This window comes from Paralcaligenes ginsengisoli (genome assembly GCF_054781135.1).
The window spans coordinates 16,844-28,877 of the sequence record NZ_BAAGUZ010000012.1; the positions used below are offsets into that span (position 1 = coordinate 16,844).

Here is a 12,034-nt window from a genome sequence, read left to right on the forward strand (position 1 = left end):
CAGCGCATTTTTGGTTCAAGTGTTTACTGCGCTGAATGTGCTTCAGTGACTTTTGTTTTGAGCCGTTTTTAGGCTTGGGGTGTGAATTTGGGCTGCCTGTACTGGCTTGGGCGATGGCTTTGGGCTGTGTATTGGTGTGTGGGCGGCGGTTAATTCTATAAAGACGCCGCAGGGTGGGCGGTGCGGTGTAGTCCGGCACGTCCAGCAGTCGTGTCGCTACGCGCCCCGACTGCCCGGGTCTGCCTCGTCCAGGCGGGCGTCGGGCTCAGACAGCGCCCGCCGAAGGCCCCCGCCTTCCCTTCGTCAGCACCCGGCGCTGGACTACCGCCGGACTACACAGCACCGCCCACCCTGCGGCTTGCGTTGAGGCAATGCAGCGAGGTATACGTTGGGCCGGCAAGCTCATTCCAGGCATGCCATTACGCGAGCCGTCTATCGGGGCTTGGGGTCAGGACCGGCGTAAGGCGTGCGCCGGATGCTACCGTAGGGAAGGCGGGGGCTTTCGGCGGGCCATGTTTGAGCGTAGCCCCGCTCCGCGGGGCGTAGCGAGTTTGGCCCGACGCCCGCCTGGACGAGGTAGATCCGGATCAAGCACGCCGTGCCGGTCCTGACCCCAAGCCCCGATAGACGGCGTCTTTAAATACCAATACCCATCCATCAAAGAATGCCGTAAACACTCGAATGCCGTAAACACTCGAACCAAAAATACCCTAGATCAAGCGTGAGCGCGAAGCACAGACATTACGGGCGTAAGGCAAGCGAAGCCGACAAAGTGCACGTTCGATATGGAAAGGGAATTACAGCCCGGTTTCAAAGAAGCGCGCAATGCGCACGGGTAGCCAGCCTACATTTCCCGGAAAGGATCCGCTGACGAACGCGGCATGGCCGCCTTCGGCCGGCTGATGCAGCAAGACCGTGTCGGAGCAATCGGCCGAGCCGGGCAGGGACGGTTCCGGAACGAACGGGTCATTACGGGCGTTCAGAATCAAAGTGGGTACTGTGAGCGCCTTCAGGTAAGGCTTGCTGGAGGCTCGCGACCAGTAGTCCAGGGCATTTTTATAGCCATGCATGGGCGCCGTGTATATATCGTCGAAATCGCGCAGGTTTCTGGCCTGACTGAGCCGGAATACATCGATGGTGCCGGGAAAACGTTTGCCTTTTTCGTGCACCTTGTCCTTCATGCTTTTCAGAAAGTACGGTGTGTATAGATGCCGTCCGGCAAACGTATCGCTCAAGGCATTGCCGCTGGCGACCAGGTCGAGGGGCACCGAAATGGCGGCGCCTGCCGCAAGCCATTCTGTGAGCTCGGGATGTTCGCCCATGTACTTGAGCATGGCATTGCCGCCCATGGATACGCCCACCGCATGCCATTTTGCATGCGGGACACGGGTTCGAACGGTGTCCAGCATAAATCCCAGGTCGGCCGAGTCGCCGGAATAATAAGCCCGGGCCATGCGGTTGGCGAAGCCCGAGCAACTGCGAAAATGGGCGACGACGACAATCCATCCGCGTGCGCGAAAATGCTGGGCGATGGCTTGGGCATAGTGGCTTTTGCTGCTGCCTTCCAGGCCATGGAACAGCACCAGGGCCGGAGTGCCGCCGGCGACGGGCAAACTGGCCCAGTCTTCGTCCCGCATCCAGCGGCGAGCGGCTGTTTTGGTCAGCCGCGGGTCTGGCTTGACTGATTTGCCGCCTGCGGTTTGGTCGGAAAACAGGCCAGGGCCGACCCAGTCGAAATCGATGAAGTCGCCGTCGGGTGTATTGACGCGATCGCGGGTGAAGGAAATGCGGTGATAGCGCGCGCCCACGGCACCGTAAACGGTTTGCAGATGATGTCCGGGCAACCAGACGGGATTGGGGCAGGGCGAGGAGTCTATCTGTGCTGTCACGAACCACTCTTAATGCAAGGTGCCGGGAATGTCCTGCAAATCGAACATACCCACATCGTCCGGTGCGTTGGAAGCGTGGTGCAATACCATCCGCCAGCCCGACGGGCCCTTATGATAAACATTGGTGGTGTAACAGTTGGCCACTTGCTTGCCTTCGGGGGAGTGGATTGTGACCTGTTCGATCAGGACATGGACCGAACTCATGAGACTGGTCATGATCATCGGGCGTGTCGGCTGGATGAGCAGTGGGCCATTGGCCAGTATCTGCTGCCAGGAGTTTCGTACGGAGTCGCTGCCGATTACACGTATGCCGCCGGGATGCACGCAGACGACTTCTTCGTCGTCGGACCACACCTCCATCAGGCGGATCGTATCCGCCTGATGGAGAGAGTCGTAGAAAGCGTGCTCGGCTTCTTCTGGGGTGGCAAACATGATGTCGGAGGAATGGTTGAGGCGCGAGGGCCGGAGTGTTGCCGGTAATTCAATGCCCGTGCACGTGCTCGCCGTCTTTCAACTGATAGGCGGCCCCGCAATAAGGGCATAGGGCTTTGCCGGTTTTCACGACTTCGATGTAAACCCGCGGATGCATGCTCCATAACGGGGCATGCGGCCCCGGACAATAGACGGGCAGGTCCTTGGCTTCGACAAAAATGGTGGGTTGCTCGGTGGATGACGGTTTTGCTGCGCTGGTCATAAGGTTTCCTGAAAATAGAGCGATGGCCGGCCGGAGGCGGCGGCTATACCTTGGTAAGCCAACTAAGATACTTGGGGTTGCGGCCATTGACCACATCGAAAAATGCCTTTTGCAGTTTCTCGGTAACAGGCCCGCGGCTGCCCGCGCCGATGACGCGCCGGTCGACTTCGCGTATGGGCGTGACTTCGGCCGCCGTGCCGGTAAAAAAAGCTTCGTCGGCGATGTAGAGGTCGTCGCGTGTGAGGCGCTTGGTAAGCAATGGTATGCCCAGGTCGGCCGCCAGCGAGTGAATGGTCGCGCGGGTGATGCCAGTCAGCGCCGAGGCAATTTCGGGCTCGCACAATACACCGTCTTTCACGATGAAAATGTTTTCGCCGGAACCTTCGGCGACAAAGCCGTCGGTATCGAGCAGGATGGCTTCGTCGTAGCCGTGATCGAGCGCCTCGGCGTTGGCGATAATGGAGTTGGCGTAAGTGCTGGCCACTTTGGCGCGCGGCATCGTGACGTTGACGTGCTGACGCGCATAAGAGGAAATTTTTACGCGTATGCCCTGCTTGAGCGCTTCGTCGCCCAGGTAAGCACCCCAAGGCCAGGCGGCAATGGCCACGTGCACCTGGGCGCCTTTGGGCGACACGCCCATTTTTTCAGAGCCGTAAAAGACCAGCGGGCGTATGTAGCACGATTCGAGCTGGTTGCTGCGCACCGCTTCGCATATTGCCGCATTGATGGTGTCCTGGTCGTAGGGCATGGCCATCTGATAGATGTGGGCCGAGTTGAACAGGCGCTTGGTGTGTTCCTTGAGCTTGAAAATCGCGGTGCCGATGTCGGTGTTGTAGGCACGCACACCCTCGAAGACGGCCAGACCGTAGTGCAGGGAGTGGGTCAGGACATGGGTGGTAGCGTCGCGCCACGGTACCAGCTTGCCGTCATACCAGATAAAACCGTCACGATCAGACATCGACATAATGCTCTCCGAGAAATGAGGCTTCATTGTAGCAAGCGGAGGGCCTTACAATAAGCCTCCATTGGCAAAATGGGCCAGTTTTTCCCCGGGCAGGGGGCGGCGGATCTCCACTGCGGGGCCTGGCCCGGGCTTAACGCGGCTGTTGCCCATTCAGTCTTGAGGTGTTTTGTTGTCGGCTCCGTCCAAATCGTCTGCGTCATGGTCCAGCGCCCACGCCAGGCAGAGTTTTTATACCGGATTCTACGAAGTGCTGCCGACACTGGTTGCGACCAGCATGTGGGCTTTCGTCACGGGTATTGCGCTGGTCAAGTCCGGCCTGACCGAAACCATGGCCACACTCATGACCGTGCTGGTCTACGCGGGCTCGGCCCAGTTGACCGCTTTGCCCCTGATCGTATCGGGGGCGCCCTTGTGGCTGGTTTTCGCGGCCGGGTTTGTCGTGAACATCCGTTTTGTCATCTTCGGTGCGGCCATGCATCCTTATTTCCGGCGCTATTCCTGGCAGAAGCGCCTGGCCCTGGGCTATCTTTCCGGAGATATCGTTTTTGTGCTGTTCATGAGCCGCTATGCCGAAGCCAGGGAAAAAGGCACACAGGATCAGCTTTGGTATTTTCTGGGAGTGATTGTTCCGGGCTGGATTTCATGGCAGCTTTGCTCGTTGATTGGCATCTACCTGGGAGCGCTTGTACCGGCTTCATGGTCGCTGGATTTTGCGGCCATCCTGGCACTCATGGCTATTATCATTCCCCTGGTCAATACCAGGCCGATGGTGATTTCCGTGTGCGTGGCGGGCCTGGTGGCATGGCTGGGGCAGCCCTTGCCCTTGCGTCTTGGCCTGGTCGCCGCTGTGGCGGCCGGCGTGCTGGCCGGGGTCGCCGTTGAACGTTTCAGCAAGAAAAGGCGGCCGCGATGACGGGTAATCCGGGTTGGGACTGGTATGTTTTTGGCGCGATTGTCTTGCTGACGGTGTGCAGCTTTCTGACTCGTTCGGGCTATTTCCTGTTTGGCGATTATCTGCCGCTGACCGACAAAGTACGCCGGGCCTTGCGCTACGCGCCGACCGCCGCCTTGATCGCCATCGTCATTCCCGAGCTCCTGCCCTGGACGCCGGGCGCGCCGCCTGAGCTTGGCGTCAAGGTTTTTGCCGCCGTGATTGCGGTACTGGTGTTCTTGCGTACGCGCAGTACTGTGATGGTGATTGTGGCCGGAATGCTGGCCTTCTGGCTCCTGAATGCCTTGTTTTAGCTTGTAAGCCCTTGGTATTTCGTGGATTTTTAGCGACACTTCATGCCCTGACCGGGTCCTTCCTATCGTACTTGACCCATGCTGCGCTAAAATGCACGGGTTATAAAAGCTGGCGCGGGGTTTTCTCGCGTCCAGCGTCAACCCACTCTCAATGACTGAATTTACTCTATCTGATACACCTGCCACCACGTTTTCCGACTTTGGTCTGCATCCGAACATCCTGAAGGCTGTCGCCGATACCGGCTACACCATCCCCACGCCGATACAAGCTCAAGCCATACCCATAGTGATGGATGGACGCGATGTGATGGGGGCGGCGCAAACCGGTACCGGGAAGACCGCCGCATTTACCCTGCCCATACTGCACCGCCTGATGCCGTATGCCAGCAGCAGCGCCTCGCCGGCGCGCCATCCGGTTCGAGCGCTTATCCTGACGCCGACCCGCGAATTGGCCGATCAGGTTTCCGAGAGCGTTGCCCGCTATGGCAGCTCTACGCCATTGCGCTCGGCAGTGGTGTTTGGCGGCGTCGATATCGGGCCGCAGCGCGACGCCTTGCGGCGCGGCTGCGAGATCCTGATCGCCACGCCAGGACGCCTGCTCGATCACGTCGAGCAAAAGAACGTCAATCTTGGGCAAGTCGGCATCCTGGTGCTCGATGAGGCCGACCGCATGCTCGACATGGGTTTTCTGCCCGACCTCGATCGCATCATCCGCCTGCTGCCCGCCCAGCGCCAGGGCTTGCTGTTTTCGGCCACGTTCAGCAATGAAATCCGCAAGCTGGCCCGCACTTTCCTCAACAACCCGGCCGAGATCGAAGTGGCGGCCCGGAATGCGACGGCCGACACGGTAACGCAAATCGCCTATCCTCTGTCGGGCGACGACAAGCGTGCGGCGGTGGTGCATCTGATCAAATCGCGCGGTCTGAGCCAGGTCATTGTATTTTCCAATACCAAGATCACCACCAGCCGGTTGGCGCGGCAATTGGAGCGCGACGGCGTAAAGGCCGAATCGATACACGGCGATAAAAGCCAGGCCGATCGCATGAAAGCCCTTGAAGCCTTCAAGGCCGGCGAACTCGAAGTACTGGTTGCGACCGACGTGGCGGCCCGTGGCCTGGATGTGGCCGGCATACCTTGCGTGATCAATTACGACTTGCCGTATAACGCGGAAGACTACGTGCATCGCATCGGCCGTACCGGCCGTGCCGGAGCCTCGGGCGAAGCCATCGCTTTTTTCTCGCCTGCCGAAGAGCGGTTCCTGCTCGATATCGAAAAACTCATCAAAACAAAAATTCCGCGCGGCCAACTGGTTCTGCCGCCCGCGGCGCGTTCCAGCAGTCCGGCCCGCGACCATTCATCGAGCCGCGATCATCAGGGCGGCCGCCGCGGCAATTATTCTTCCGGCTCGTCATCGGCAAAACCGCTGGACGATTTCTTTTCCAGGCCCTATGTGCCTTCGGCTTCTTCCTCCGTAGCGGAAGTCGGCGCTGCCTCGCCCAAGGCAGCCGCCGCAAAGAAATCGGTAGGTGTGCTACTGGGTGGACGCCGCCAGTAGGGAACGCAGCAGAGGCGGGCCTTGCACGGCCCGATCTGCATCGGCATTTTCGAACTGGCCTATCAGGCGCTCCAGATGGCTGATATAAGGCAGCAAAGTACCGAAAAAAAGATTTTTCTGCCTGTCCTGAATTAGAAGAGTGGGGAAGTTTTCCACGTCTTCGTCGCCGAGCAGTTCGGGGTTGTCTTCGATGTCGATCCAGACGAACGCGTGTTGCGGGTATTGGTCGGCGAGCCGTTCGAAGTCGTCCTGGTACTTTTTGCAGGTATCGCACCATTGGGCGCAGTAACAGACAATCACCAGATTCTGATGATGCTCGAGCTGCGTGCGCAGAGCCGACAGATTGTGTAACGGATTAAATACGGGCATGGAAGAAAATTGCCTCGGGTTTGATTATGATAGCCATGATGCCGACTTCGAAACTTCCCTGATGAATGATTCCCTTGTTGTGACTCGTGCCGATCCGCCTGCTTCGACCAAGGGGTTTGCCGGCGTTGCCCTGGCGTTCAAGCGAGCGCTGGTTTCGCAGTGCCATCCCAAAATGCTGGTGGCCATACTCATGCCGCTGCTGATCGCGATACTGGGAGCCATTATATTGCTTTGGGTGTTCTGGACGCCTCTTACTCATTGGCTCAATGCCGAGCTCTCCGATTGGGGCGTGTTGAACCATATCGATCAATGGATGCTGGCCATCGGGCTTTTTTCAATCAAGCTGTATCTGATCCCCATGCTGGCCGTGGGCATATTGCTGCCGATATCGGGTATTCTCGGCCTGGTCATTGCCGCGATTTTCGTCATGCCCATCGTATTGAGGCACCTCGAGAAACGCGACTACCAGGGGCTCAAGCGGCAGGGGCAGTTTTCCGCCGCCGTAAGCGTCTGGAATGCCGTCTGGGTAGGCCTGCTGTTTGCCGCGGGGTGGCTGCTGACCATGCCTTTATGGCTGATTCCACCCCTGGCTCTGGTGCTGCCCGTCTTGTGGTGGGCGTTTGCCTTCAGCCGCATGCTGAGAGTCGATTCGCTTATCGATCACGCCAGCGGCCAGGAACGCAGGATCTTGTGGCGCCGCCATAACCGGGAGTATTGGCTGATAGGCTTGTGCCTGTCGCTGATAAACCTGTTTCCACCCGCCTGGATAGTACTGCCGGTGTTTTCCGCGCTGGTATTTGCCCATTACAGCCTGGAGGCGCTGCGGCAGTTGCGCGGGGAATCCATCATCGACGCATAATCTTTTTTCATCAAGGCAGGATAAGCATGAATACAGTTATTGCACCCCGTGTGCGGTTAATCATCGTTGGAGATGAAATCCTCTCCGGGCGGCGCGAAGACAAGCATTTTGCCAAGATGGTCGAATTGCTCTCGCAGCGCGGCATGCAATTGAGCGGGGCTGAATTCGTATCCGATGAGCGCGCGGCCATCGTGGAAACATTGAAACGCAGTTTTGCCAGCAGCGACATCGTGTTCAGTTGCGGGGGCATAGGTGCAACGCCCGATGACCAGACCCGCCAGGCGGCTGCCGAGGCTCTCGGGGTCGAATTGGCCCTGCATCCCGAGGCGGAGCGCCTGATTGCCGAGCGGTGTGCCGATAATGCGCGCCGTGGTTCGGGCAGCGCCGACATGTCTCTGCCCGAGAACCAGCAGCGACTGCAAATGGGAGTATTCCCCGCAGGTGCGGAAATCGTGCCCAACCCCTATAACAAGATTCCAGGATTTTTTATACGCAATCACACGTTCATGCCTGGTTTTCCGGTCATGGCCTGGCCCATGATGGAATGGACGCTCGATACCCGCTATCGCGATTGGCACCACCGGGTCACGCGCGTCGAGCATTCCTTCCTGGTGTTCAAGCTGCCGGAATCCCGGATCACCCCGGCCCTGGAAGCCCTGGAGCAAAAATGGCCGGGGGTCAAGGCTTTCAGCTTGCCAAGCATGGGTGAAACCGGCCATCCGCATATCGATCTCGGCGTCAAGGGCGAGCCGGTTGCCGCGGCCGAAGCCCTGGCTTATCTGCGTGCCGAGGCAGTGCGGGTAGGGGGATCCCTGACCCCGCCTGAAAAATAATGAAAAATCCGGGAATTGTCAGGGTTTTTCGTAACCCAGGGCTTCGGATATCTGGGCTGCGGTGCGCAACAGCAGGGTAATCCATTCGTCGCGCATGCGTTCGGCGGGGGCTGAAATCGACAGGCCGGCCTGCAGCTTTCCTGTGTCGTCATGCACCCCGGCAGCAATACAGCGCACACCCATTTCCAGCTCTTCGTTGTCGCGCGAATAGCCATGGCGTCGCACCAGGGCAAGGTCGCGTTCGAGCTGATCAAGCTGGGTAATGCTGTTGCGCGTCGTGCCGGCCAGGCCGGTGCGCATGGCGTAAGACTTGACTTGGCGCGGGTCGCTGACCGATAAAAACAGTTTGCCTGTAGACGTTAAATGCAAGGGCGCACGTCCGCCTATGGCCCGCACCACCTGCATTCCCGAGCGCTCGCTCCAGGCGCGCTCGATATAAACAATCTCATCCCCTTGCTGCAACGACAAATTGACCGTCTGGCCCGTGATCTTGTGCAATTCGCGCATGGGTTCCAGCGCCACCTCGCGCACATTCAAGCGCCCCTTGACCAGGGAGCCGAGTTCCAGCAGACGCATTCCCAATTGGTAAAGCCCGCTGTCGACGCGTTCGACATACCGGCCCACGACCAGATCATTCAAAATACGATGGGTGGTGGACGTGTGCAGGCCGGTGGTTGCCGCAATATCTTTCAAGGCCACCGGCTCGGCTTGCTTGGCCAGAACATCAAGCAAAAGCATGGCGCGTTCCAGCACCTGAATGGTGACAGGCGACCCGTTGGTCGTGGAAGTGAGGGCAGCAGCAGTAAAGGCAGGGGATCTAGGCATGATTTTAGGTTGATGCGGCGCAACAATCCCATAATATGAAAAAACCCTGTCGGTATGCAAGCTTTTTTTCGCAGCGGCAAAAATTCGTTGTAAGGCCAGGGGCTACCCCTGGCAGCTGTATTTCCCGTAGCATGGGTGGGCCTGTGCTCACCCATGCCCGTCACGTCAAAAGGGCGGGCACTAGGCCCGCCCGTTGTGGGCATCCGGGGTTGATCGTGGACCCGGTTATTGGGGCTGGAGGCCAGCCTGTTTGAAGAGCTCGGCCCACTGTGGCACTTGTTGAGCCACTTTTTTGTTGAGCGCTTCGGGATTGGCTTCGGCGGTCAGGACGGTGGCACCCAGGCTTGCCATGCGTTTTTGGAAATCGGCGTTGGCCAGGCCGGCTTGCAGCGCGGCCACAAGTTTGTCGGTCACCGCTTTGGGCGTGCCTTTGGGTGCCCACATACCGTGCCAGATGCCGACCTCGAAGCCGGGATAGCCGGATTCCTGCATGGTAGGGATATTTGGCAATGTGGCGACGCGCTGCTTGCTGGTGACGGCGTAGGCCTTGACCTTGCCGGCTGTGATCTGCTGCGTGGTGTTGGTGGTTTGATCGCACAGCAAATCGACCTGTTTGCCCAGCAGATCGTTCATGGCCGGGGCGGTGCCCTTATAGGGGATGGTGAGCAGATCGACGCCCAGCGCCTTGGTGAGCATCGTGCCGCACAAGTGGCTGGCGGCTCCTATGCCTGCGTTGGCCAGTGAAACCTTGTCTTTGTTGGCCTTGACGTAAGCCACGAGCTCTTTCATGTTGCTGGCCGGGAAATCGGCACGCGCGATGATGGTCATGGGTACGTCGACCACCAGCCCTATGGGCTCGAAGCTGTCGCTGGCGCTGTAGCCCGGGTTTTTGTAGAGGGAGGGAGCGGTTGAAAAGCCGATGTGCATAAGCAGTATGTTGTAGCCATCGGGACGCGCTCGTGCGACCTGGCTGGTGCCGATCGTGCCGCCCGCGCCGCCTTTGTTCTCGACGACCACGGTTTGTCCAAGGCTGGGGCGCATGGCCTCCGCCAGGGAGCGGGCTACGTTGTCGGTAGGGCCGCCGGCCGAGAATGGAACGACCATATTGATGACATGGTCGGGGTATTCGGCAGCCGATGCGGAAGCTGTTCCGAACAAGGAGCCGGCAAGCAGCAGGGCGGTAATCGTTTTGGTGTAACGCTTCATTCGTACTCCGGGATATTGAACGAGTTGAAATAGAGAAACAGTGGCTTGTTGCAGAAAACGGCGACTGTGTTTGAGAACGAATCGTTCGGCTTGGTGCGCTGAAACTGTCAACTAGCTTTAAGGAAGCTGTCATCAAGCTGACAGAATTCTAGGGGAAAATTGAAGTCCTGTCGCTCAGGTTTTCCCGTATAAGCCTTAATCCAATGGGCGATCCGCGGCGGGATTTTGATTATTCCGGTGTTTTGTTGCGTTGCAGCAAAAAAATCTTGACAGCCAATTTTATTCATGTAGAATTTCAATTGTGCAGTGCAACATAGAAGGTTTTCACACATGTTAGGTGATTTGCTTAGCCTTCTTCTGAACACTTAAGTTTGAACCCTGTTCAATTTATTACGGCCGGCAGAAGTCTGGTCCTTTATGAAGGAAATATCATGAGCGCAATCCCCCAACAAGTTCTGGCCAGCCAAAAAGCTTCGCTGGATAAATTTCTTGCCGTTCAAGGCACGTTTTTCGGCGGTTTCGAAAAGCTTGTAGACCTGAACCTGAAAGTATTGAAAGCCACTCTGGAAGAAGTTGCGCAGAAATCGCAACAAGTCATCGAAGTCAAAGATGCTCAAGAAGCGCTTGCCTTCACTTCGAGCCTGGTTCAACCCGGCGCTGAAAAAGCCCTGGCTTACAGCAAACACATTTACGACATCGTTTCCGGCGTGCAAACCGATTTGTCCAAGCTGACTGAAGAGCAAATCGCTCAAGGTCAACTGCAAGTTTCGGAAGCGATCGAGCAATTCTCGAAAAATGCGCCTACGGGTTCGGAAAGCGCAGTGGCCTTGCTGAAGTCTTCGCTGGCTACCGCTACCAGTGCTTACGAATCGGTCAGCAAGGCAGCCAAACAAGCTGCCGAAGCTGCTGAATCGAATATCGCTGCCGCAACCAACGCTACCTTCAAGGCAGCTTCGGATGCCGCCGACGCTGCCAAAGCAGCTCCGCGCGCACGCCGCAGCGCTGCCTGATAGGCCGCATTGCTTGTCGAGACGGCGCGAAACGCCGCCTCGGTTTGTTGCGATACACTCAATACCGTAGATTTTGAGTATTGGGCCCCAGAGGGTTTTCCCTCTGGGGTTTTTTTTATGGTCCGTCGCCGTGGTCGTCACAAAGGCGCTAGAGCATTTTTGGGTTGAGTTGTTTACGGGACTCTTCGATGGATGGGGTATTGGTATATAAAGACGCCGTCTATCGGGGCTTGGGGTCAGGACCGGCACGGCGTGCTTGATCCGGATCTACCTCGTCCAGGCGGGCGTCGGGCCAAACTCGCTACGCCGCTGGCGCGGCTACGCTCAAACATGGCCCGCCGAAAGCCCCCGCCTTCCCTACGGTAGCATCCGGCGCACGCCTTACGCCGGTCCTGACCCCAAGCCCCAATAGACGGCTCACGTTAGGGCTTGCCTGGAATGAACTTGCCGGCATCAATGTATACCTCGATGCATGACCCCAACGTTTCTCTCGGCGCATGCCCCCAATGTCTTTTTCTATGCATTTCCTCAACGCAAGCCGCAGGGTGGGCGGTGCTGTGCAGTCCGGCGGTAGTCCAGCGCCGG

13 protein-coding genes are annotated in these 12,034 nt (G+C 58.1%); 6 read left to right on the top strand and 7 right to left on the bottom strand.

From position 1 onward, the window contains the following. Positions 1-797: 797 nt before the first annotated feature. Genes ACYVIS_RS08350 through ACYVIS_RS08365 form a run of 4 tightly spaced genes read right to left on the bottom strand, consistent with a single transcriptional unit; the run spans position 798 to position 3,547 of the window. A complete protein-coding gene (locus tag ACYVIS_RS08350; protein ID WP_232740867.1) occupies positions 798-1,889 on the bottom strand; it encodes a YheT family hydrolase in 1,092 nt (363 codons plus the stop codon). A gap of 9 nt (positions 1,890-1,898) precedes the next feature. After that, positions 1,899-2,321, bottom strand: a complete 423-nt coding sequence (locus tag ACYVIS_RS08355) for a YybH family protein (protein ID WP_232740866.1) — start codon at positions 2,319-2,321, stop codon at positions 1,899-1,901. Positions 2,322-2,370: 49 nt separating this feature from the next. Beyond that, complete coding sequence (locus ACYVIS_RS08360) at positions 2,371-2,583, bottom strand: zinc-finger domain-containing protein (RefSeq protein ID WP_232740865.1); 213 nt, start codon at positions 2,581-2,583, stop codon at positions 2,371-2,373. Between the two features lie 43 nt (positions 2,584-2,626). After that, the gene (locus ACYVIS_RS08365) at positions 2,627-3,547 is read right to left on the bottom strand and encodes a branched-chain amino acid transaminase (protein WP_232740864.1); all 921 of its coding nucleotides are present in this window, start codon (positions 3,545-3,547) and stop codon (positions 2,627-2,629) included. A gap of 169 nt (positions 3,548-3,716) precedes the next feature. Here ACYVIS_RS08365 and ACYVIS_RS08370 point away from each other — a divergent pair, with 169 nt between their 5' ends. The 3 genes from ACYVIS_RS08370 (at position 3,717) to ACYVIS_RS08380 (ending at position 6,347) form a co-directional block, all read left to right on the top strand. Continuing rightward, on the top strand, positions 3,717-4,460 hold the full coding sequence (locus ACYVIS_RS08370; protein WP_370635841.1) for an AzlC family ABC transporter permease: 744 nt from the start codon (positions 3,717-3,719) through the stop codon (positions 4,458-4,460). Further along, positions 4,457-4,792: an AzlD domain-containing protein gene (locus ACYVIS_RS08375; RefSeq protein ID WP_232740863.1), complete on the top strand. Its 336-nt coding sequence runs from the start codon at positions 4,457-4,459 to the stop codon at positions 4,790-4,792. Before ACYVIS_RS08370 ends, ACYVIS_RS08375 begins: the two co-directional genes overlap by 4 nt. A gap of 151 nt (positions 4,793-4,943) precedes the next feature. Then, positions 4,944-6,347, top strand: coding sequence for a DEAD/DEAH box helicase (locus ACYVIS_RS08380; RefSeq protein WP_232740862.1), 1,404 nt, complete (start codon positions 4,944-4,946; stop codon positions 6,345-6,347). On the opposite strand, the gene ACYVIS_RS08385 is transcribed toward ACYVIS_RS08380, so the two are convergent. After that, entirely contained in the window at positions 6,324-6,716 is a 393-nt protein-coding gene (locus ACYVIS_RS08385) for a thioredoxin family protein (protein WP_232740861.1), read from the bottom strand. The genes ACYVIS_RS08380 and ACYVIS_RS08385 overlap by 24 nt on opposite strands. 61 nt (positions 6,717-6,777) lie before the next feature. Between ACYVIS_RS08385 and ACYVIS_RS08390 the strand changes: the two genes are divergently transcribed. Together ACYVIS_RS08390 and ACYVIS_RS08395 are read left to right on the top strand one after the other, a co-directional pair. After that, positions 6,778-7,575, top strand: a complete 798-nt coding sequence (locus ACYVIS_RS08390; RefSeq protein WP_232740860.1) for an EI24 domain-containing protein — start codon at positions 6,778-6,780, stop codon at positions 7,573-7,575. A gap of 26 nt (positions 7,576-7,601) precedes the next feature. Continuing rightward, positions 7,602-8,408: a competence/damage-inducible protein A gene (locus ACYVIS_RS08395; RefSeq protein WP_232740859.1), complete on the top strand. Its 807-nt coding sequence runs from the start codon at positions 7,602-7,604 to the stop codon at positions 8,406-8,408. 18 nt (positions 8,409-8,426) lie between these two features. Here the strand turns inward: ACYVIS_RS08395 and ACYVIS_RS08400 are convergent, their stop codons facing one another. Continuing rightward, entirely contained in the window at positions 8,427-9,233 is an 807-nt protein-coding gene (locus tag ACYVIS_RS08400; protein WP_232740858.1) for an IclR family transcriptional regulator, read from the bottom strand. A 225-nt stretch (positions 9,234-9,458) separates the two neighbouring features. Continuing rightward, positions 9,459-10,439 (bottom strand): tripartite tricarboxylate transporter substrate-binding protein, encoded by a 981-nt coding sequence (locus ACYVIS_RS08405; RefSeq protein ID WP_232740857.1) that lies wholly within the window; start codon positions 10,437-10,439, stop codon positions 9,459-9,461. Between the two features lie 431 nt (positions 10,440-10,870). Between ACYVIS_RS08405 and phaP the strand changes: the two genes are divergently transcribed. Beyond that, the gene (gene phaP, locus ACYVIS_RS08410; protein WP_460873748.1) at positions 10,871-11,449 is read left to right on the top strand and encodes a TIGR01841 family phasin; all 579 of its coding nucleotides are present in this window, start codon (positions 10,871-10,873) and stop codon (positions 11,447-11,449) included. The last annotated feature ends 585 nt before the right edge of the window (positions 11,450-12,034 follow it).

Excerpts from the sequence above, each read along its gene's own strand:
- ACYVIS_RS08355 (WP_232740866.1), bottom strand. The coding sequence starts at position 2,321 with ATGTTTGCCACCCCAGAAGAAGCCGAGCACGCTTTCTACGACTCTCTC.
- ACYVIS_RS08360 (WP_232740865.1), bottom strand. The coding sequence starts at position 2,583 with ATGACCAGCGCAGCAAAACCGTCATCCACCGAGCAACCCACCATTTTT.
- ACYVIS_RS08365 (WP_232740864.1), bottom strand. The coding sequence starts at position 3,547 with ATGTCGATGTCTGATCGTGACGGTTTTATCTGGTATGACGGCAAGCTG.
- ACYVIS_RS08375 (WP_232740863.1), top strand. The coding sequence starts at position 4,457 with ATGACGGGTAATCCGGGTTGGGACTGGTATGTTTTTGGCGCGATTGTC.
- ACYVIS_RS08380 (WP_232740862.1), top strand. The coding sequence starts at position 4,944 with ATGACTGAATTTACTCTATCTGATACACCTGCCACCACGTTTTCCGAC.
- ACYVIS_RS08385 (WP_232740861.1), bottom strand. The coding sequence starts at position 6,716 with ATGCCCGTATTTAATCCGTTACACAATCTGTCGGCTCTGCGCACGCAG.
- ACYVIS_RS08390 (WP_232740860.1), top strand. The coding sequence starts at position 6,778 with ATGAATGATTCCCTTGTTGTGACTCGTGCCGATCCGCCTGCTTCGACC.
- ACYVIS_RS08395 (WP_232740859.1), top strand. The coding sequence starts at position 7,602 with ATGAATACAGTTATTGCACCCCGTGTGCGGTTAATCATCGTTGGAGAT.
- ACYVIS_RS08400 (WP_232740858.1), bottom strand. The coding sequence starts at position 9,233 with ATGCCTAGATCCCCTGCCTTTACTGCTGCTGCCCTCACTTCCACGACC.
- ACYVIS_RS08405 (WP_232740857.1), bottom strand. The coding sequence starts at position 10,439 with ATGAAGCGTTACACCAAAACGATTACCGCCCTGCTGCTTGCCGGCTCC.
- phaP (WP_460873748.1), top strand. The coding sequence starts at position 10,871 with ATGAGCGCAATCCCCCAACAAGTTCTGGCCAGCCAAAAAGCTTCGCTG.